This is a genomic window from Sulfurospirillum arcachonense DSM 9755 (genome assembly GCF_000597725.1).
Taxonomy (GTDB): domain Bacteria; phylum Campylobacterota; class Campylobacteria; order Campylobacterales; family Sulfurospirillaceae; genus Sulfurospirillum_A; species Sulfurospirillum_A arcachonense.
On the sequence record NZ_JFBL01000002.1, the window covers coordinates 168,959 to 189,314 of the forward strand.

The 20,356-nt window shown below is 31.3% G+C and carries 16 protein-coding genes and 1 tRNA gene; 15 read left to right on the top strand and 2 right to left on the bottom strand.

The features are described from left to right. Positions 1-22: 22 nt before the first annotated feature. From K354_RS0102545 to K354_RS0102565, 5 genes are all read left to right on the top strand, one after another. Positions 23-322 carry a F0F1 ATP synthase subunit C gene (locus K354_RS0102545; protein WP_024953945.1) on the top strand — a complete coding sequence of 100 codons (300 nt, stop codon included), beginning with the start codon at positions 23-25 and terminating at the stop codon, positions 320-322. Positions 323-379: 57 nt separating this feature from the next. Beyond that, a tRNA-Leu gene (locus K354_RS0102550) sits at positions 380-465 on the top strand. A gap of 113 nt (positions 466-578) precedes the next feature. Further along, on the top strand, positions 579-1,661 hold the full coding sequence (locus K354_RS0102555) for a TRAP transporter substrate-binding protein DctP (RefSeq protein ID WP_084607304.1): 1,083 nt from the start codon (positions 579-581) through the stop codon (positions 1,659-1,661). Between the two features lie 120 nt (positions 1,662-1,781). Further along, positions 1,782-3,122 (top strand): sodium-dependent transporter, encoded by a 1,341-nt coding sequence (locus tag K354_RS0102560; protein WP_024953947.1) that lies wholly within the window; start codon positions 1,782-1,784, stop codon positions 3,120-3,122. 15 nt (positions 3,123-3,137) lie between these two features. Further along, positions 3,138-3,398, top strand: a complete 261-nt coding sequence (locus K354_RS0102565) for a hypothetical protein (protein ID WP_024953948.1) — start codon at positions 3,138-3,140, stop codon at positions 3,396-3,398. Between the two features lie 66 nt (positions 3,399-3,464). Here the strand turns inward: K354_RS0102565 and K354_RS0102570 are convergent, their stop codons facing one another. Beyond that, entirely contained in the window at positions 3,465-5,162 is a 1,698-nt protein-coding gene (locus tag K354_RS0102570; RefSeq protein ID WP_024953949.1) for an L-lactate permease, read from the bottom strand. A 162-nt stretch (positions 5,163-5,324) separates the two neighbouring features. Between K354_RS0102570 and K354_RS0102575 the strand changes: the two genes are divergently transcribed. The 10 genes from K354_RS0102575 (at position 5,325) to argH (ending at position 19,786) form a co-directional block, all read left to right on the top strand. Next, complete coding sequence (locus tag K354_RS0102575) at positions 5,325-7,532, top strand: sensor histidine kinase (RefSeq protein ID WP_024953950.1); 2,208 nt, start codon at positions 5,325-5,327, stop codon at positions 7,530-7,532. After that, positions 7,507-8,166 (top strand): response regulator transcription factor, encoded by a 660-nt coding sequence (locus tag K354_RS0102580; protein ID WP_024953951.1) that lies wholly within the window; start codon positions 7,507-7,509, stop codon positions 8,164-8,166. Before K354_RS0102575 ends, K354_RS0102580 begins: the two co-directional genes overlap by 26 nt. Positions 8,167-8,365: 199 nt before the next feature. Further along, positions 8,366-8,902 (top strand): TRAP transporter small permease subunit, encoded by a 537-nt coding sequence (locus tag K354_RS0102585; protein ID WP_174377773.1) that lies wholly within the window; start codon positions 8,366-8,368, stop codon positions 8,900-8,902. Continuing rightward, positions 8,899-10,248 carry a TRAP transporter large permease gene (locus K354_RS0102590; RefSeq protein ID WP_024953953.1) on the top strand — a complete coding sequence of 450 codons (1,350 nt, stop codon included), beginning with the start codon at positions 8,899-8,901 and terminating at the stop codon, positions 10,246-10,248. Before K354_RS0102585 ends, K354_RS0102590 begins: the two co-directional genes overlap by 4 nt. A 97-nt stretch (positions 10,249-10,345) precedes the next feature. Continuing rightward, entirely contained in the window at positions 10,346-13,174 is a 2,829-nt protein-coding gene (locus K354_RS0102595; RefSeq protein WP_024953954.1) for an FAD-binding and (Fe-S)-binding domain-containing protein, read from the top strand. Positions 13,175-13,365: 191 nt separating this feature from the next. Continuing rightward, complete coding sequence (locus K354_RS0102600) at positions 13,366-13,620, top strand: OadG family protein (protein ID WP_024953955.1); 255 nt, start codon at positions 13,366-13,368, stop codon at positions 13,618-13,620. Between the two features lie 12 nt (positions 13,621-13,632). Continuing rightward, positions 13,633-15,414 carry a biotin/lipoyl-containing protein gene (locus K354_RS0102605; protein ID WP_024953956.1) on the top strand — a complete coding sequence of 594 codons (1,782 nt, stop codon included), beginning with the start codon at positions 13,633-13,635 and terminating at the stop codon, positions 15,412-15,414. An 8-nt stretch (positions 15,415-15,422) separates the two neighbouring features. Then, the gene (locus tag K354_RS0102610) at positions 15,423-16,757 is read left to right on the top strand and encodes a sodium ion-translocating decarboxylase subunit beta (RefSeq protein WP_024953957.1); all 1,335 of its coding nucleotides are present in this window, start codon (positions 15,423-15,425) and stop codon (positions 16,755-16,757) included. A 17-nt stretch (positions 16,758-16,774) separates the two neighbouring features. After that, positions 16,775-18,352: a phosphoenolpyruvate carboxykinase (ATP) gene (gene pckA, locus K354_RS0102615; RefSeq protein ID WP_024953958.1), complete on the top strand. Its 1,578-nt coding sequence runs from the start codon at positions 16,775-16,777 to the stop codon at positions 18,350-18,352. A 48-nt stretch (positions 18,353-18,400) separates the two neighbouring features. Further along, the gene (gene argH, locus K354_RS0102620; RefSeq protein ID WP_024953959.1) at positions 18,401-19,786 is read left to right on the top strand and encodes an argininosuccinate lyase; all 1,386 of its coding nucleotides are present in this window, start codon (positions 18,401-18,403) and stop codon (positions 19,784-19,786) included. A gap of 66 nt (positions 19,787-19,852) precedes the next feature. On the opposite strand, the gene K354_RS0102625 is transcribed toward argH, so the two are convergent. Continuing rightward, complete coding sequence (locus K354_RS0102625) at positions 19,853-20,209, bottom strand: histidine triad nucleotide-binding protein (RefSeq protein ID WP_024953960.1); 357 nt, start codon at positions 20,207-20,209, stop codon at positions 19,853-19,855. Between the last annotated feature and the right edge of the window lie 147 nt (positions 20,210-20,356).

Consider the following 20,356-nt stretch of genomic DNA (forward strand, 5'->3'; position numbering starts at 1 on the left):
TAAATTTTTTTAGGAGATTTTAATGAAAAAGATTCTTTTTCTTATGGTAGCACTTGCATCAGTAGCATTTGCTGGTGAAGGTGAAATGCTTAAGTCATATTCAGTATTGGCTGCATCTGTTGGTCTTGGTTTAGCTGCACTTGGTGGAGCTGTTGGTATGGGTAATACTGCTGCTGCAACTATTGCTGGTACTGCTAGAAACCCAGGTCTTGGTGGAAAGCTAATGACTACAATGTTTATTGCTCTTGCAATGATCGAAGCACAAGTTATTTATGCACTTGTTGTTTCTTTAATCGCACTTTACGCAAATCCATTTATGTAATAATTTGAGGCTATCTAAGATAGCCTCTTTTTTCCCTCTATAAAATTTTATACTTATGCGACGGTGGTGGAATTGGTAGACACGCTACCTTGAGGGGGTAGTGCCTTACGGGTGTAGGAGTTCAAATCTCCTTCGTCGCACCATGTTTTCAAAATTACTCATTTAAAAAAAAAATCAAACAAACACAAACATAAACAGTAAACTTTAATTTGACATCTAGTAGTATCAATATATATTATTATTTAAAGGAATACTTATGATTATTAAATATCTTGCTAAATCAATATTGTCATTATTGATTATTTTAGCGTTTGCAATGAATGCAAGTGCTAAAGAAAAGGTATATAAATGGAAATTAGCAATGTCATGGCCAAAAAATCTTACTCCACTTGCTTCTCCTCCTCAAAGATTTGCAAAATTAGTTAAAGAGATGTCAAATGGTCGTTTAATTATTGACGTACATGGTAAAAATAAACATAAAGCAGCACTTGGTGTTTTTGATATGGTGAAATTAGGTCAATATCAAATGGCACATTCTGGTTCGTATTATTGGAAGGGCAAAGATATAAATACACTTTTCTTTACATCAATGCCTTTCGGTATGACTATGGACGAACAAACTGCATGGTTTTATTATGGTGGTGGATTAGAACTTATGCAAGAAGTATATGCAAAGCATAAAATGTATTCATTCCCTGGAGGAAATACTGGTGTACAAATGGGTGGCTGGTTTAGAAAAGAGATAAAAACTGTAGATGATTTAAAAGGCCTTAAGATGAGGATTCCTGGTTTTGCAGGAGAAATCATGGCAAAACTTGGTGTAAAATCTATAAATATCCCTGCTGGAGAATTATATACATCCTTAGAACGTGGTACTATTGATGCTCTTGAATGGGTAGGGCCAGGAATGGATATCAAAATGGGTTTTTATAAAGTGGCACCCTATTATTATACGGGATGGCATGAACCTGCAAGTGAAATGCAATATCTAGTAAATAAAAAAGCATTTGATAAATTACCAAAAGATTTACAAACTATAGTAACAGTTGCTATGAAATCAACAGCATTTGATATGTATGCTGAAAATTATGATGCAAGCGCAAATGCTTGGGAACAAATGAAAAAAGAGTTTCCTAATATAAAAGTAAAAGAATTTCCTATGCCAGTTCTTAGAGCTATGAAAGCAGCTAATGATAAACTGATTCTAAAGTTAGAAAAAAAAGGACCTTTAACAAAAAGAATTATAGAATCACAAAGAAATTTTCTTAAAAAATCTCGTGAATGGACAAAGATATCGGAATATTCATATTTAAAAAATATGACTGCTTTAGAAAAATAACTATTAAAGGTAGCCAAAGGCTACCTTTTTCTTCAAAATATCTAAAAATCATACAAATTATGCTAGAATGAGCACTTTTAATTAAATAGATTTTATAATCTAGAAGTGTAAGGACTTTATATGAATAAAGCTAGATTTAGCCGTTTAGGTTTTATTTTAGCTGCTGCAGGGAGTGCGGTAGGACTTGGTAATATATGGAAATTTCCATATATGACAGGAGAAAATGGTGGTGGTGCTTTTGTACTGATTTATTTATTTACGATTACATTTATTGGTTTATCACTTTTTATTGCTGAAGTTTTATTAGGTAAAGCTTCACGTAATGATGCAGTAAGTACTTTTGAAGAATTAGCTCCAAAAAATGGGCACATTTGGAAATATGCTGGTTTTATGATTTTTACAGGCTTATTGATTTTTTCATTTTATACAATAGTTATTGGCTGGATATTGAAATATATTTATGTTTCTGCGACATCATTGCCTTTAAATGCAAAAGAAGCAGGGGCTGCTTTTGGGGGAATGGTAACAACAGAAACTTTTACACAATTTGCATTTTTTAACTTAGCTTTTTTCATAATTATGTTTATTTTATCAAAGGGTATTAAACAAGGTATAGAAAAAATAAATTTAATTTTAATGCCACTTTTAATTGGTATTTTATTAGCATTATTACTTTATGCAACAACATTAAATGGTTTTTCTCAAGCACTAGACTTTTTGTTTGTTCCTGATTGGTCAAAAGTTACAAGTACAACAATAATTAAAGCTGTAGGGCATGCATTTTTTACTCTATCCGTTGGTATGGGTACAATTATGACTTATGCTGCTTCTCTAAATAAAGATGCAAATATAGTAAGAGCTTCTGCAAGTGTAGCTATACTTGATACAGTCATAGCGCTAGTAGCAGGTATTGTAATATTTTCATTTGTCTTTAATGCAGGTGCAGAACCATCAGCTGGTCCAGGTTTAGTTTTCATCTCACTTCCTACTATTTTTTCAAGTTTTGGAATTTTAGGAAATATTTTTAGTGTATCTTTCTTTGTAGCACTGGCTTTTGCAGGAATTACTTCAGCAGTTTCTATTATTGAACCGGGTGTATTGTATATGAATACTAGATTTAAAATAAGCAGAATCAAATCACTTGTTATTTTAGGTTTTATTACTTATGGTATGGGTACAATGGCACTGTTATCTAATGTTAAAGAGTATGCTTCTTACGTAACTTTTGGTGGTAAAGGTTTCTTTGATATTTTAGACTTTGCAAGTTCTTCTATCTTAATGCCATTAGGTGGAATTATCATTGCTATTTTTGTTGGTTATGTAATGCAAAAAGAGAGAGTTTATTCTTTATTAAAAGACCATACAAATGATAGTATATTTAATTTATGGTATTTTTCGATAAAATATATAACACCAATTGGCGTATTAGCAATAATGATAAATGAATTATTCTTTAAATAAAAAGAGGTAAAATCTATGAGAGATTTAGAGTTAAAAAATGTAATGAAGGTTGATGGAAGAGAGTTTTTGATTTCTACCATTAGTATGCATGTTCGTCACTCTTGGTTTGAAGATGATGTAAAAAAAGTTGTTTATGAAACTATGGTCTTTGAAGTTATTGACGATGAAGTGCAGTATCATCAAACAATTTTTAATGAACGTTATAATATGCCTGATGAAGCTATAGCAGAACATAGCGCTATTATTAAAAACCCTAAAAACTTTTTTATTATCTAAATATCTATCGTCGAAGTATTTAAGAAGATTACATGTAAAGGCTACCCTTTACATGTAATCCTTTTTTTACATTGTTTTCATAAGTGGATCTGTAAGACCTAAAGTATACATACCAATAAGACCTATGATACCAGCTAATAAACAATAATAGATTGTAGGAATAATAGTTCTTCTTAAAGTTTCACCTTCTTGACCAAGAAGGCCTACTGTTGCTGATGCTGCAACAACATTGTGAATAGCTATCATATTACCAGCTGCTGCTCCAACCGCCTGAAGAGCTACCATAAATGCTGTAGATAGACCAAGTGCACCTGCAACACCAAATTGGAATTGAGACAACATCATATTTGATACAGTGTTACTACCTGCAATAAATGCACCAAGTGCACCAACCATCGGAGCAAATAAAGGATAAATGTCGCCAACAGTTGCAGCAACCCAATCAGCCATAACTACTGGCATAGATGCTAAATCAGCACCATTTACACCAGAATTAATTAATATTCTTACTAAAGGAATTGTAAATACAAGGACAAATCCTGCTCCAAGCATTACTTTAGAACTTTCTCCAATAGAAGCACTCATTTCTTTCATTGTCATTTTATGTAAAAAGAAAGTAATTAAAACTACGAATGCCAAAATTCCACCAGGAAGATAAAGAGGAACTATAGAGTATCCAAGACCTTCTCCTAGAATATCTTTAAATGGAATAACTATTGATTTTGTAAATGCTTTTGCAGTATCGCTCACTCTTGTAAGAACTAAAATAGCAGCAACCAAAACATAAGGAATCCAAGCCTTTGTTAAAGACATATCTATTTTTTCATTCATAGCGTCCATTTTGATTTCAAATTGGCTTACCCAGTGAACTGGCCACTCTTCACGAGGGGCAAAATCCCAAGTATTTTTAGGAATTAAAAAGCCACTTTTTGCAGCTAATACTACGATTGGCATACCAACAAGGGCACCTATAATTGAAGGAAATTCTGCTCCTAAAAAAACACCTGTTAGAGCGTAAGGTATTGTAAAAGATATACCACCAAATATAGCAAATGGTAAGATAGATAATCCTTCTGTCCAAGATCTATTTTTACCAAAAAATCGAGTCATCATAACAATCATAAATAGAGGAATTAATGTTCCTACTGTAGCATGAACAATAGCAACTTCACTTGTAATTGCTTGAAGATATGTATCCCAATTAGAACCCATATCTAATAAAGTTTTTCCTATACCTTCACTGTCTAATCCTTTATTTACACCAATTAAAATTGGAGTACCGACAGCTCCAAAAGATACTGGAGTACTTTGAATCATCATACCAATCATAACAGCAGCCATAGCTGGAAAACCAATAGCAACCATAAGTGGGGCTGCAATTGCAGCAGGTGTTCCAAAACCTGAAGCTCCTTCTATGAATGAACCAAATAACCAAGCAATAATAATAACTTGAATTCTTCTATCTGGACTTACATTGTTAAACCCTTTTCGAATAACCGCAATTGCTCCAGAGTGTTTTAGTGTATTTAAAAGTAAAATTGCACCAAAAATAATCCATAGAACAGCAATTGTAATGAGAAGCCCTTGAATCGATGATGCTAAGACTCTATTAAAAGAAACATCCCAAACAAAAATTGCTACAAGTGATGTTATAACATACACAATTGGCATAGCTTTTTTTGCAGGCATTCTAAATCCAACAAGCAATAAACCCGCACTTATTAGAGGGAGTGCTGCAAAAAATGCAAGTAATCCTAAACTCATATTTAATCCTTTTGAAGTTTGTTTCCCCCATGATAATTTAACGAAATGACATTCATATGATTTTATAAAAATTGTTACTAAATCGACACTATTTTTTTATCATGTGTTTCTTTTTGGAATGTGCTATACTTTCTCTAATTATTTATGTGAGGCAAATATTAGATGAGGTTTGTATTATTATTTATAATTGTTACTTTTGAGTTGTTTGCTACTACAACTCCTAAAAATATACTTTTAGTTCACTCATATCATAAAGGGTATAAATGGAGTGATGATATTTCAAAAGTATTTGAGAATAGATTTGAGCTCAGAGGGGATGCTCATATTACGACCATATATATGGATACAAAGCGGGTTAATACACCTACATATATAGATAGACTTTTTAAACTTTATAAAGAACAATTCAAACAAAGAAATTTTGATTTAATAGTTACTGTGGATAATAATGCGTTAGCGTTTGTCATGAAATATCATGAACAACTTTTTAAAAATGTACCAATAGTTTTTTTAGGTATTAATAATCTTGATGGATTTAAGATAAAAGAAAATAATAAACGTTCGTATATAACAGGTGTTGTAGAAGAAGTTGATATTGAAAAAAATATAGATTTGATTTTAAAAATACATCCTACTTTAAAAAAACTAGTGATTATTAATGATCATTCTCGTACAGGTTATGCAATCAAAAAAGATATATATAGAGTTTTACCAAAATATAAAGATAAATTAGAGTTTGAATATATAGATGACATAGAAATTTCTAATTTAAAAAGAAAAGTAAAAAATTTATCTAATCATACAGCAATTTTATGGGTTCTTCTTTTTAAAGATAAAACAGGACAAAATTTTACGCATATAGAAAGTTTAAAAGTTGTAAGAAAAGTAGCTCGCGTTCCTCTATATGGACTTTGGGATTTTTATTTAGGAGAAGGAATTGTTGGAGGAGTACTTACAAGTGCAACAGCACAAGCATATTTTGCTTCTAAAATGGTCAGTAAAATACTCAAAGGTGCAAATCCAGAAAAAATTCCAATTTTAAAAAAAAGTCCTAATAAATATATGTTTGATTATAATGAGTTGCAAGCATATAATATACATATACCTAAAAATATGCAAATATATGAGGTAATAAATAAACCTTTTTCTTTTTATGAAGAGTATAAACATTTAGTTTGGTTAATATTTTCTATAATAGCTGTAATTACAGCCATACTAATTTTATTAGCTACAAATGTAGCAAGAAGAAAAAAGAGTGAATTAGCACTTACAAATCAATTGAAGTTTATAGGTGTTTTAATGGATACTATTCCAAACCCTATAAATTATAAAAATTTAAATGGACAATATCTTGGCTGTAATAAAGCTTTTGCAGAACTTCTTGGAAAGAAAAAAGAAGAGATTTTTGGAAGAAGTGTTTTTGATTTTTTTTCAAGAGAATGGGCAGTTGAACAAAGAGATAAAGATAAAGAGTTATTGAAAAATGAAGGTACAAATCAATTTGAAAAAACACTTCATCTTGCTGATGGTACATCAAGAGTAGTTACTTTTAACAAAACAGTATATTCAAATATAGATGGAAATATTGGTGGAATAGTGAGTGTTATGGATGATGTTACTGAGAGAATTCAGCAAAAACAATTTATGATCCAACAAAGTAAATTAGCTGAAATGGGTGAAATGGTAGGAGCTATTGCACATCAATGGAACGAACCATTAGTTGAACTCTCAGCAATACTTCAAGATATGGAATTTAGTTATGCACAAAATGAGATGAGTGAAGTAAAGATGAAAGAGTTTGTAAATGAGTCTATGGTTCAGATACAATATATGTCACAAACACTGAAAGATTTTAGGAATTTTTTAAAACCGTCAACTAAAAAAGTTTTCTTTTGTGCAAAAAAAGCATTAGATGATGTACAAGAGATAATTGGAAGACAAGTATTTTATGCTCATATAAATCTGAATATTACATGTAAAGATGACTATGTTCAAGTTTATGGATATGAAAATGAATTTAAACAAGTACTTTTAAATATAATTAATAATGCAAAAAATAAAATTGTTTCTAAAGGATATGGAAAAAATATTAATATTACTATTGAATCAAAAGAAAAGAACACACATATAAAAATAAGTGATGATGGAAGAGCAATTTCAAAAAAAATAATCAATTTTTTATTCGATCCTTATTTTACTACAAATAAAGATGGTACAGGATTGGGACTTTATATGGCAAAAGTAATAGTAGAAGATAAAATGAATGGTAAAATAGATGTTTATAACTATTTTGATAAAGCAACATTTGAAATAGTTGTCCCAAGTACTAATAATGGAGACTATAGTGAAAATATTACTATTAGAAGATAATAAAAGGTTGAATGAAACCATAGTTAAAAGATTAGAAATAAAAGGTTTCGAAGTTCATAGTTTTGTTGATGGTGAAGAAGCTTATAATGCAATAGATAATGGCTATATCTGTTTTATACTAGATATAAATGTTCCTTCACTTGATGGTACAGAACTTTTAAAAAGAATTAGAGAGTACAATATGGATACGCCAGTTATTATTATAAGTTCAACCGTAGAGTTAGATGTTATTAAAAATTCTTATAGTTATGGCTGTAATGATTATCTTAAAAAGCCTTTTTTTATAGATGAGTTAGAAATTAAAATAGAAAAGTTATGCCATTTTGACAAAGATATTATTGAGATAACAAAGAACTATAAATTTAACTTTAAAGATAGTCTTTTAGAAATAGATGGTAAATCAGAGCACCTTTCACGAAAAGAGAGATTACTTCTTAATCTTTTATTAGCACAACGAGGAAAAGTTGTCTCATTTGATACCATACAAGCTATTGTTTGGGAAGGTAATTACGCTAGTATAGACTCAATTCGCTCACTTGTTAGAAGAGTGAGAAAAAAAATTCCGATAGATTGTATAGAAACAGCTGTAGATGTTGGATATTTTTTAAAAAAAGAAGAATATTGTCAAGCATAAAATTAAGTATAAATATTTTATTTTTTGGTCACACATTATATTATGGTAAAATATCGGACTATTTTTATGAGAAGATAATTTATTGTATACTCATTCAATTATTTTATAACTTGATGTTTTAGCATTAATATAAAAAATTGAATAAAGAGCCAATTTTTTATTTTGTTTATAAAAATGACTGAATAGACTAAGGATAATAATGTTGTTAAAATTAGAAAGAGCTTTTGATAAGTTTGCTGATTTTATAGGAAATATAACAGGTATCTTAATGGTGCTAATGATGATAAATGTATTTTTTGATGTAATCATGAGGTATTTTTTTAATACAGGTTCAATTGGAATGCAAGAGATGGAGTGGCATCTGTTTTCTATAGTTTTTTTATTGGGAGTTTCGTATTCATTAAAAGAAGATGGACATGTGAGGGTTGATGTTATATATGACAATTTAAATTATAAAAAGAAAGCCATTATAAATATAGTCGGAACTTTTATATTTTTAATTCCATTTGCACTATTGATTGGATTTGGTTCATTAGAGTTTGTGCAAGAATCATTTCAAACAGCTGAAATTAGTGGAGACCCAGGCGGGCTTACTCACAGATGGATTATAAAATCATTTGTACCTGCTTCAATGGTACTTCTTTGTATTGTTGCTGTTGGTTTTATTATAAAAAATATTAATATGTATTTAGGATTACACGGACATCCTCATGACTTTAAAGAGGATTCGCAATGATAGGAATAGTAATGTTTTTTGCAGCACTTGCTATGCTGCTTTTTGGTTTTCCTGTTGCTTTTACCTTTGGTGCAGTATCTATAATTTTTGGATTTTTAGCGGGAATTTTAGAAGCATTTAGTTCTGATGAAACATTTTTTGAAGGTCTACAATACGGTATAGATATGTTTGCTTTCATGCCTCATAGAATTTGGGCCATTATGAATAATACAATTTTAATGGCAGTTCCTCTTTTTATATTTATGGGAATTATTTTACAAAAAAGTAAATTAGCAGAGCGCCTTTTAGAATCTATGGGATACCTTTTTGGTGAACTTCGTGGTGGTGTTGCTATTAGTACAGTTCTTGTAGGCTCACTTCTTGCTGCTTCAACAGGTGTTGTTGGTGCCAGTGTTGTTGCTATGGGGGTTATATCACTTCCAGTAATGATGAAATATAATTATGATAAAGAGTTAGCAACTGGTACAATTTGTGCATCAGGAACACTAGGACAGATTATACCTCCTTCAATTGTCCTTATTATATTAGGAGATGTTTTTCAAGTTCCAGTTGGTGATCTTTTTCAAGCTGCTATCTGGCCAGGGCTATTTTTAGTTGGAGCTTATATTTTATATATTTTACTTTATTCTTATATAAAAAAAGATGCTGCTCCCCCTATCGTTATTGAAGGGGCTATTGGGTCAAAAACACAACAAGTTCTTAATGCTCTAAAGGCAATTCTCCCTCCGTTAGTACTTATTGTACTTGTTTTAGGATCTATTTTTATGGGTGTTGCAACCCCTACAGAATCAGCAGCAGTTGGTGGAGTAGGAGCTCTATTTTTGGCGATAGTATATAAAGAGTTTTCATTTAAAATGATTCATTCTAGTTCATTAGAAACAGTCAATATTACGGCAATGGTATTTGGTATTTTAATTGGAGCTACGGCATTTTCTATGGTATTTACTTATACTGGTGGTGATACTATTGTTGAAGAGTTTATGTTGCAACTTCCTGGCGAAAAATGGGGTTTTTTAATTCTTTCAATGTTAGCAATTATGGTTTTAGGCTTTTTTATTGATTTTATTGAAATTTCATATATTATTGTACCTATTTTGGTTCCTATTGCTGAACAACTTGGACTTAATCCTGTATGGTATGCAATTTTAATTGCAATGAATTTACAGACATCATTTTTAACTCCTCCTTTTGGATTTAGTCTATTTTATTTAAAAGGTGTTGCTCCACCTAGTGTAAAAACTATGCATATTTATAAAGGTGTTATACCTTTTATTATTATACAAATTATAGTGTTACTTTTACTGACTGTATATCCAGAATTATTTGGTATTAACAGATTATTATAATTTTAAGACGAGAAGATTTTCTTCTCGTCTTAAAATATTATATATAAAGTTTAGTATCTTTTGCTAAAATAACCTACTTAACTTAAAGGACATTTTTATGTGTTTACTAGATGAATCTTATCTTGATTTTTATAAAAAGGTAAGCAATATATTACCTAAAGAGAGAGTTTTTACTGATCCTTTACATACTTTAGCTTATGGCACTGATGCCTCTTTTTATAGGTTGATTCCTAAAATTGTGGTTTGGGCAAAAACTGCTTCAGAAGTGAGTGAGATATTAAAGCTTTCAAGTTCAATGTCTTTACCTGTTGTATTTCGTGCAGCTGGAACCAGTTTATCAGGACAAGCGATTACAGATTCTATTTTAATAGTAACATCAAGAGATTGGAATAAAGTTGAAATCAATGAAGATGCTAGTTTAGTTACACTAGAACCTTCAGTTATAGGAAGTAGTGCTAATTTAGAATTATTACCATATGGGAAAAAAATTGGTCCAGATCCTGCAAGTATAAATTCTGCTATGATTGGTGGAATTGCTGCAAATAATGCCAGTGGTATGTGTTGTGGGATAAGTGATAATTCCTATAAAACATTAGAAAGTATGAAAATTATTTTTCATGATGGAAGAGAACTCGATACTGCTTCTAAAGAGAGTCGTGATGCATTTGCTAGGTCTCATCCTCATATAGTAGAAGAAATTAGTAAGTTAGCTCAAAAAGTAAATGATAACAAAGAGTTACATGACAAAATTGTTAGAAAATTTAAAATTAAAAATACTTGTGGGTATGCTCTTAATGCTTTAGTTGATTTTGAAGATCCAATCGATATCATTTCTCATCTTATGATAGGAAGTGAAGGAACTTTAGGTTTTATTAAAGATATAACTTTTAAAACAGTAGCTGAACACAAAGATAAAGCAAGTGCTTTGATGATATTTAAAAATATGAAAGATGCTTGTGATGCTGTTATGGTTCTTAAAACACAATGTAAAGAGAATGTAAGTGCTGCTGAAATCATGGATAGAGCTGGTTTAAGAAGTGTTGAAAATGAAGCAGGAATGCCATCATTTTTGAAAACTTTAGGAGTAGAAGCTACTGCAGTACTTGTTGAAACAAGAGCTGAGAATAAAGAGATACTCAATACAAATATTGAAACTATATTAGATAAGTTAAAACATATAGAACCAGAATTGCCATTGCAATTTACAGATAAAGTAGCAGAATATACACTTTTTTGGAAAATTAGAAAAGGTCTTTTCCCTGCGGTAGGTGCTGTAAGAAAAAGTGGCACGACTGTAATTATAGAAGACGTGGCATATCCTATTGAGAACTTAGCAGAAGCTACATTAGAGTTACAAGAGTTATTTAAAAAATACAATTACAATGAAGCGATTATCTTTGGACATGCACTAGAGGGTAATTTACATTTTGTATTTACTCAAGCATTTGAAGAAGAATCTGAAATAAAACGTTATGAAATGTTTATGGAAGAAGTGGCAAATCAAGTTGCTGTGAAATATCAAGGAAGTTTAAAAGCAGAGCATGGTACAGGAAGAAATATGGCTCCTTTTGTTGAACTTGAATGGGGTGAAGATGCCTATACTCTTATGAAAGAGATTAAGCAAATATTTGATCCAAAAGGTTTGATAAATCCAGGAGTTATTTTAAATGATGATAAGAAAATTCATCTTAAAAACTTTAAAGCCATGCCAGCAACAAATGAATATATAGATAAATGTATAGAGTGTGGTTTTTGTGAACCAACCTGTCCTTCTCAGCATATAACACTAACTCCAAGACAAAGAATAGCATCTAATCGTTATATGACAACTTTAAAAGATGAAGGGAAAGAAAATCAATTAAAAGAGTTTAAAAAACTTTATCAGTATGACGGTGTTGAAACTTGTGCTACTTGTTCGTTATGTTCTTTATCTTGTCCAGTGGGCATTGATACAGGTAATTTAACAAAACAGATAAGAAGTGAGCAAATAGGCTCATTAGGGCATAGTGTAGCTGGTATGATAGCAAATAATTATTCTGGTGTACTAAGTGCAGGAAGAGTAGCTATGAGTGCCGTTAAATGGGTCAATAATACACTTATACCAAACAGTATAATGACAAAAATGAGTACTTCTTTAAGAACCTTGAGTGGAGATAGATTACCTTTATGGACAAAGAGTTTACCTAGTGGATATAAATTTGAGGGTAAAACTACACTTAAAAGTGATGATAAAATTGTCTATTTTTCTTCATGTATCAATAGAACAATGGCAAATCCTAGTCAAAGAGAAGATGAAAAACCTTTAGATGTAGTGATAATTGGTTTATTAGAGCGTGCAGGTTATGAAGTAATTATTCCTAATGACATTGAGAATCTTTGTTGTGGAATGCCTTTTAGTTCAAAAGGTTATAAACCAGAAGGTAAAAAGAAATCAGACGAACTAGAAGAGCAATTAAGAATTGCAAGTAAAAATGGAAAATATCCAATCCTTTGTGATATGAGTCCTTGTAGCAAAACTATAGCAGCAAATTTTCCAGCAGATTTAAAAGTTCATGATACAGTCGAATTTATTTTAGAATTTTTAACTGATAAGTTAGAATTTCAACAAACAGCAGAACCAATAGTAATTCATACAACCTGTAGTACAAGAAAAACTGGTTTAGCTGATAAGTTTGAAAGTATTGCAAAAATGTGTAGCTCAAACGTTACAGTTCCAACAGATATAGGTTGCTGTGGTTTTGCTGGGGATAGAGGTTTTACATTTCCTGAACTCAATAAATCAGCACTAAAAGATTTAAAAAGCTCAATTCCTTCTGATGTTAAATATGCATTTTCAACAAGTAAAACGTGTGAAATTGGTCTAAGTGAGCATAGTGGAATTGATTATAGGTCTATATTTTATCTAGTAGAACGTTGTACTAAATAAGCTCTACATGTAAAGAGATTTTTTCTCTTTACATGTAAGAAAAATAATAAAAATTTATTAAAAATTCATAGAGTAAATAATAATGTTTTTATATGATTTTTTTATATGTTTATTTAATAAACTGTATGATAAAATAAATGAATTTGTCTACGGGATAGATAAAATTTATCTGTATAAAAAGGGCTATTTTAATGGAACTCAATTTGGTTACAGAGGGCTTGAAGTTTATGGTTTTGGGTATGGCTACTGTCTTTTCATTTTTGATATTGATGGTAATTATTTTACATTTCCAAGCAAAGATAATAAACAAGTTTTTTCCTCAAAAAGTTGTATCTACACCTAGTAGAGCATCTTCAACACAAAAATCATCTACACAAAAAGATGATAAGGCACTAGTAGCAGCAATTACTGCAGCAATCACAACTTTTAAAAATTCAAAAAGCTAATATGAGGGCAAAATGAAGAAAAAATATATTGATGTAATGGATACTACCTTTAGAGACGGTTTTCAGTCAGTTTTTGGTGGTCGTGTTCTTATGGGTGACTTTATGCCAGCAGTTGCAGCTGCTAGAGAAGCAGGAATCAAACATTTTGAATTTGGTGGAGGGGCAAGATTTCAAAGTCTATTCTTTTATCTCAATGAAAATGCATTTGATATGATGGATAAGTTTAGAGAAGTAGCAGGTCCTGACGCAAACTTACAAACATTAGCACGTGGTGTAAACACTGTTATGCTAGATACTGGTAGCCGTGAACTTATAGATTTACATGCAAAAATGTTCAAAAAACATGGGACTACAACTATTAGAAACTTTGATGCACTCAATGACGTAGAAAATCTAAAATATAGTGGTGAGCGTATAAGTCATCATGGATTGAATCATGAAGCAGTTGTAACGATGATGGATTTACCTCCAGGATGTGAAGGTGCTCATGATGTTGCTTTTTATGAAAAAACATTAAGAGATATATTAGACGCTGGAATTATTTATGATAGTATCTGTTTTAAAGATGCAAGTGGAACATCTAGTCCTCAAAAAGTATATGAAACTATAAAAATGGCAAAAAAATTATTGCCTGAAAATACACATGTAAGACTTCATACTCATGAAACTGCTGGTGTTAGTGTAGCATGTTATTTAGCTGCTCTTGAAGCTGGAGCTGATGGTATTGATTTAGCAGCATCACCTGTAAGTGGTGGTACAAGTCAACCCGATATCTTAACAATGTTACATGCTGTTAAAGGTAAAGAATATGATCTTGGTGGATTAGAATTAGAAAAAGTTTTAACGTATCAAGAAGTTTTACAAGATAGTCTAAAAGATTACTTTTTACCTCCTGAAGCTACACAAGTTTCACCTCTTATTCCATTTTCACCAATGCCTGGTGGTGCATTAACTGCAAATACCCAAATGATGAGAGATAATAATATATTAGAAAAATTTCCAGAAGTTATAAAGGCTATGAGAGAAGTTGTTGAAAAAGGTGGTTATGGAACCAGTGTAACTCCTGTTTCTCAATTTTATTTCCAACAAGCATTTAATAACGTGATGTTTGGAAAATGGAATAAAATAGCAGATGGTTATGGAAAAATGGTTCTTGGTTATTTTGGTCATACTCCAGTTGCTCCAGATAGTGATGTTGTGAGTTTAGCAAGTGAACAATTAAAAATGGAACCAACAACTCAAAATGCACTAGATATTGCAGATGCAGATGAAACAAAATCACTTCAATATACTCAAAACATATTAGAAAAAGAGGGTATTGAAGTAAATGAAGAAAATATTTTCATTGCAGCAAGTTGTAAAGAAAAAGGTATTGCTTTTCTAAAAGGTGAAGCAAAAGTTAATGTAAGAAAAATAGATAAAAATGTAAAACAGGAGAAAGTAAGCGTGGCAAATTCGAATGGAGAATACACAGTAGTTGTTAATGGTGAAAAATTTAATGTACAAGTGAGTGAAGGTCTTGATGCTTCTATTGAAGTAAAATCAGTAACTTCAGCTAAACCATCAGCTCCTGTAGCATCAACAGGAGAAGAGATAAAAGCCAGTTTACCTGGATCAGTTTTTAAAGTTGTTGCAAAGGTTGGTGATACTGTTAAGGAAGGCGACGTACTTATCATCCTAGAAGCCATGAAAATGGAAATAGAAATAGTTGCTCCTAAAGATGGTGTTGTAAGTGCTATTAATGTAGCAGAAGGGCAAAGTGTAGAAAACGGTCAAACACTAGCTGTAATTTAAGGTTCAAGATGAAAAAACTTCTATTTTTACTATTAGCAGTTTATGCTATTAGTTTTACAGTACAACCACTATCTGCTGGTGAAAATACACAGAATAAACATGTAGAGATTACTAGTAAAAAAGTTTCTCATCATCAGGCAAAAAGTATTTCTGAAATGTTCAGTAACTTTTACCGAACAACAGGTATTTATGCTTTTTTAAATCCAAAAGACAATGTGACAAATGCATTGGGGGAACCTTTAAGTAAATTTGCACAAGGATGGGGAAGAGTTATTATGATTTCAATAACTTTTTTACTTTTTTATCTTGCAATTGCAAAAGGTTTTGAGCCTTTACTTTTACTGCCTATAGCTTTTGGTGGGTTATTAGCCAATATCCCATTAGCCAATATAATTGGACATGAGGGTTTTTTAGGTGTCTTATTTGAATCTGGTATTAAAAATGAGTTATTCCCTCTCATTATATTTATGGGAGTTGGGGCCATGACAGATTTTGGACCACTTCTGGCACATCCTAAGACAGCTCTTTTAGGAGCTGCCGCACAATTTGGAATATTTGCTTCACTCGTTGGGGCTGTTACTTTGTCTCAGTATACTTCTTGGTTTGATTTTTCATTACAAGATGCATCTGCTATATCTATTATAGGTGGAGCTGATGGACCAACTTCTATCTTTGTTGCTTCAAAACTTGCTCCAGATTTAATGGGAGCAATTGCTGTTGCAGCATATTCTTATATGGCACTTGTGCCAATTATTCAACCACCAATTATGAGATTTTTTACAACAGTGGAAGAAAGAAAAATAAAAATGGAACAGTTAAGAGAAGTTGGTAAGATGGAAAAACTTCTTTTTCCTTTAACTGTAGTAATGCTTTCAATTCTTATTTTACCAGAATCAACACCATTGATAGGTGCATTTACATTTGGTAATTTTGCTAGAGTATCTGGTGTTGTTGATAGATTATCTGATACAATGCAAAATTCTTTAATTAATATTGTAACAATATTTTTAGGATTAGCTGTCGGTTCTAAATTAGCCGCAGAGAAATTTTTAGTGGTAGAAACTTTAGGAATTTTGGCTATAGGATTGGTTGCATTTGCCGTAGGTACTGCAGCAGGTGTTATTATGGCAAAGATTATGAATAAATTTTCAAAAACACCTATTAATCCTCTTATAGGTTCAGCTGGAGTGAGTGCTGTGCCAATGGCTGCGAGAGTTTCTAATAAAGAAGGGATGAAAGCTGACCCAACAAATATGCTTCTTATGCATGCTATGGGTCCAAACGTTGCTGGAGTAATTGGTTCTGCCGTTGCTGCTGGCGTATTATTATCAATATTTAAATAAAGAAAGAGAGTAAAATGATGTCTAAGGTAAATGGATTAGAAAATCTTGGTTTAACCGGAATTAAAGAGGTTTATCATAATCTTAGTTACGATGAACTTTTTGAACATGAACAAAGAGATCCATATGGTCAGGTTACTAAGGGTGGTACATTTGCTGTAGATACAGGCATATTTACAGGACGTAGCCCTAAAGATAAGTATTTTGTGAATCAAGACCCATCTAATAAATACATCTCTTGGGGTGAAGTCAATAAACCAGTATCAAAAGAAATTTTTGATGAACTTTTCTCAAAAGTAAAAAAACAACTCTCTGATAAAAATGTTTATGTTCAAGATGCTTATTGTGGAGGCGCTCCTGAGAGTAGAAAAAGTATTCGTGTTGTTACTGAAATAGCTTGGCAAGCACATTTTGTTAAAAATATGTTTATTCGTCCTCCTGAAGAAGACTTAGCAAATTTTACTCCAGATTTTACTTTGTATAATGCTGGAAAACTTAATAATAAAGATTATGAAAAACATGGATTACATTCAGATGTATTTGTTGTTTTTAATGTTGAAGAAAATATAGCAATTATTGGTGGTACTTGGTACGGTGGTGAAATGAAAAAAGGTGTTTTTTCAATGATGAACTATTGGTTGCCACTTGAAGGGAAACTTTCAATGCACTGTTCTGCTAATGTTGGAGCAGATGGAGATACTGCACTGTTTTTTGGACTTAGTGGAACTGGAAAAACAACACTTTCAACAGATCCTAGAAGAAGACTAATAGGTGATGATGAACATGGTTGGGATGATAAAGGGGTTTTTAATTTTGAAGGTGGATGTTATGCAAAATGTATAGGTCTTGATCCTCAAAGCGAACCTGAAATATATGGAGCTATTAAGCGTAATGCACTTTTAGAAAATGTAGTGATAGATAAAGATGGTAAAGTAGATTATAAAGATGGAAGCAAAACTGAAAATACAAGAGTCTCTTATCCTATTGATCATATAAAAAACCATAAAAGATCATTAAAAGCACCACACCCTAAAAAAATAATATTTTTAACCGCTGATGCCTTTGGTGTACTTCCTCCAGTTTCTCGTCTGACTAAAGAACAAGCAATGTATTATTTTATGAGTGGATATACTGCAAAGGTTGCTGGAACTGAGAGAGGTGTTACTGAACCAGTTGCAACGTTTAGTTCTTGTTTTGGAGAGGCTTTTTTACCACTTCATCCGACAGTTTATGCAAAACTTCTTGGTGAAAAAATAGATAAACATGGAGTAGATGTGTATCTTGTTAACACTGGTTGGACTGGTGGAACTTATGGGGTTGGAACAAGAATGAGTATAAAAGCAACACGTTCTTGTATTAATTCTATACTTGATGGAAGTATTGAAAAATCAGAATTTGAACAAACTCCTGTTTTTGGTTTAAGTATTCCTAAACAGTTACAAGGAGTAGATACACTCCTTTTAAACCCTAAAAATACTTGGAAAAATAAGAGTTTATTTGATGCTTCTCAAAAAGAATTAGCAGAGATGTTTATTCAAAACTTTAAAAAATATATAACTGATGATTCAGACTTTTCAAGTGCTGGACCAAAACTATAACTTTCACGGGGAGTTTTAGACTCCCCATTTTCAAAAAAAGGATTTATATTGTCAACAAAAGTTGCTTCGGGAAAAACAACTGCGCCAAAGGCAAAATTATTAGATGAGTTTAATGCTTCTATTATGTTTGATAAAGAGCTTTATCTTCAAGACATTGAAGGCTCAATTGCTCATGTTAAAATGTTATCAAAACAAGAAATTATTTCAAATGAAGCAAAAGAAAAAATTATAGATGGTTTACATGTAGTACAACAAGAAATAGAAGAGGGTCAATACAATTTCGATATTTCTGATGAAGATATTCATATGTCTATTGAGAGTCGTCTAAGTACTCTTATTGGTGATGATGCAAAAAGAATGCATACAGCAAGAAGTAGAAATGACCAAGTAGCATTAGACTTTAGAATGTATGTTTTAAAAAGTAATAAAGAGTTAGTAGAACTTTTATTTGATTTACAGAGAGTTTTACTTGATATATCAGCAAAACATACAAAAACACTTTTACCTGGTATGACACATTTACAACATGCTCAGCCAATAAACTTTGCTTACCATATGCTAGCTTATGTTTCTATGTTTAAAAGAGATATTGAGAGATTTGAAGATTCATATAAAAGAAACAATATTTCTCCAATAGGTTGTGCAGCACTTGCAGGAAGTCCATATCAAACTGACAGAGAATATGAAGCAAAACTTTTGGGTTTTGATAGTGTTAGTATTAATTGTTTAGATACTGTTAGTGATAGAGATTTTGCTTTAGAAATACTTTTTAACATATCGACTTTAATGATGCACATTTCACGTCTTTCTGAAGAAATAATTCTGTGGAGTAGTAGTGAGTTTGGATTTGTAGAATTAAGTGATGAGTATAGTACAAGTAGTTCAATTATGCCACAAAAGAAAAATCCCGATGTTCCAGAACTTTTACGTGGTAAGACAGGACGAGTAAACGGAAATCTTATCTCTTTATTAACAGTTTTAAAGGGCTTACCACTAGCTTACAACAAAGATATGCAAGAGGATAAAGAGGGTGTTTTTGATAGTGTTAAAACAGCAAAAATTTCGGTTAAAATATTAAGTGAAGCTTTAAAAAGTATGAGAATCAATAAAGAAGAAATGCTCAAAGCAACTAAAAAAGGGCATTTAAGTGCTACTGATTTAGCTGATTATTTAACCGCAAATTGTGAGTATACTTTTCGAGATGCATATAAATTAACAGGTGAAGTGGTGGCATATGCAGAAGAGAATAAAAAAGATATTAGTGAATTAAATTTAGATGAGCTTAAAAAGTTTGAATTAAAAATACAAGAAGATATTATAAACACTTTAGAGCTTGAAACTTCTATGAATGCAAGAAAGTCACAAGGTGGAACAGCTACATGTTCAACTTTGAAACAATTAGAGTATTTTGAAAGTTGGATGAAGATAAGATAAAGTAGAGCTCAAAGCTAAACTTGTGAACTTAGAAGTTTAAAGTATTAGCTTTGACTCTCAACTTACCTAAATATAGTTTTTTGAGTCACTATCGCTTAGGTGATTCCAATTAAGTTTTGCACCACCTAAAAGGTGAAAATGAAGATGCATAACCTCTTGTCCACCATCACTTCCATTATTTGTAATTAATCTATAACCATTTTTATCTAAGCCTAAAAGTTTTGCCACTTCTTGAATAAAAGTTGTCATACCTGACATAATTTCAGGGGTAACTTGTTGAAAATTTTCAACTTCTACTTTTGGGATGATAAGTATATGAATAGGTGCTTTTGGATTGATATCATGAAATGCTAGAAAATCGTCATTTTCTAATACTTTATTACATGGAATTTCGCCATTAATTATTTTTGTAAAAATTGTCATTTATATCTCCTATTTTTTGTATATTGTAGCAATTAACCGTTTTATAATCAACTTTTTAATAAAATAGTTAAAATTTAGTAAATTAAAATTTCCAATGAGGTATTAATTTCAATATAAGGAATGTTTACTGGACATGTTTCAGTAAAA

What these genes read in the sequence shown, in the direction of transcription:
- K354_RS0102545 (WP_024953945.1), top strand. Translation starts at nt 23, where the DNA reads ATGAAAAAGATTCTTTTTCTTATGGTAGCACTTGCATCAGTAGCATTT.
- K354_RS0102555 (WP_084607304.1), top strand. Translation starts at nt 579, where the DNA reads ATGATTATTAAATATCTTGCTAAATCAATATTGTCATTATTGATTATT.
- K354_RS0102560 (WP_024953947.1), top strand. Translation starts at nt 1,782, where the DNA reads ATGAATAAAGCTAGATTTAGCCGTTTAGGTTTTATTTTAGCTGCTGCA.
- K354_RS0102565 (WP_024953948.1), top strand. Translation starts at nt 3,138, where the DNA reads ATGAGAGATTTAGAGTTAAAAAATGTAATGAAGGTTGATGGAAGAGAG.
- K354_RS0102570 (WP_024953949.1), bottom strand. Translation starts at nt 5,162, where the DNA reads ATGAGTTTAGGATTACTTGCATTTTTTGCAGCACTCCCTCTAATAAGT.
- K354_RS0102575 (WP_024953950.1), top strand. Translation starts at nt 5,325, where the DNA reads ATGAGGTTTGTATTATTATTTATAATTGTTACTTTTGAGTTGTTTGCT.
- K354_RS0102585 (WP_174377773.1), top strand. Translation starts at nt 8,366, where the DNA reads ATGTTGTTAAAATTAGAAAGAGCTTTTGATAAGTTTGCTGATTTTATA.
- K354_RS0102590 (WP_024953953.1), top strand. Translation starts at nt 8,899, where the DNA reads ATGATAGGAATAGTAATGTTTTTTGCAGCACTTGCTATGCTGCTTTTT.
- K354_RS0102595 (WP_024953954.1), top strand. Translation starts at nt 10,346, where the DNA reads ATGTGTTTACTAGATGAATCTTATCTTGATTTTTATAAAAAGGTAAGC.
- K354_RS0102600 (WP_024953955.1), top strand. Translation starts at nt 13,366, where the DNA reads ATGGAACTCAATTTGGTTACAGAGGGCTTGAAGTTTATGGTTTTGGGT.
- K354_RS0102605 (WP_024953956.1), top strand. Translation starts at nt 13,633, where the DNA reads ATGAAGAAAAAATATATTGATGTAATGGATACTACCTTTAGAGACGGT.
- K354_RS0102610 (WP_024953957.1), top strand. Translation starts at nt 15,423, where the DNA reads ATGAAAAAACTTCTATTTTTACTATTAGCAGTTTATGCTATTAGTTTT.
- pckA (WP_024953958.1), top strand. Translation starts at nt 16,775, where the DNA reads ATGTCTAAGGTAAATGGATTAGAAAATCTTGGTTTAACCGGAATTAAA.
- K354_RS0102625 (WP_024953960.1), bottom strand. Translation starts at nt 20,209, where the DNA reads ATGACAATTTTTACAAAAATAATTAATGGCGAAATTCCATGTAATAAA.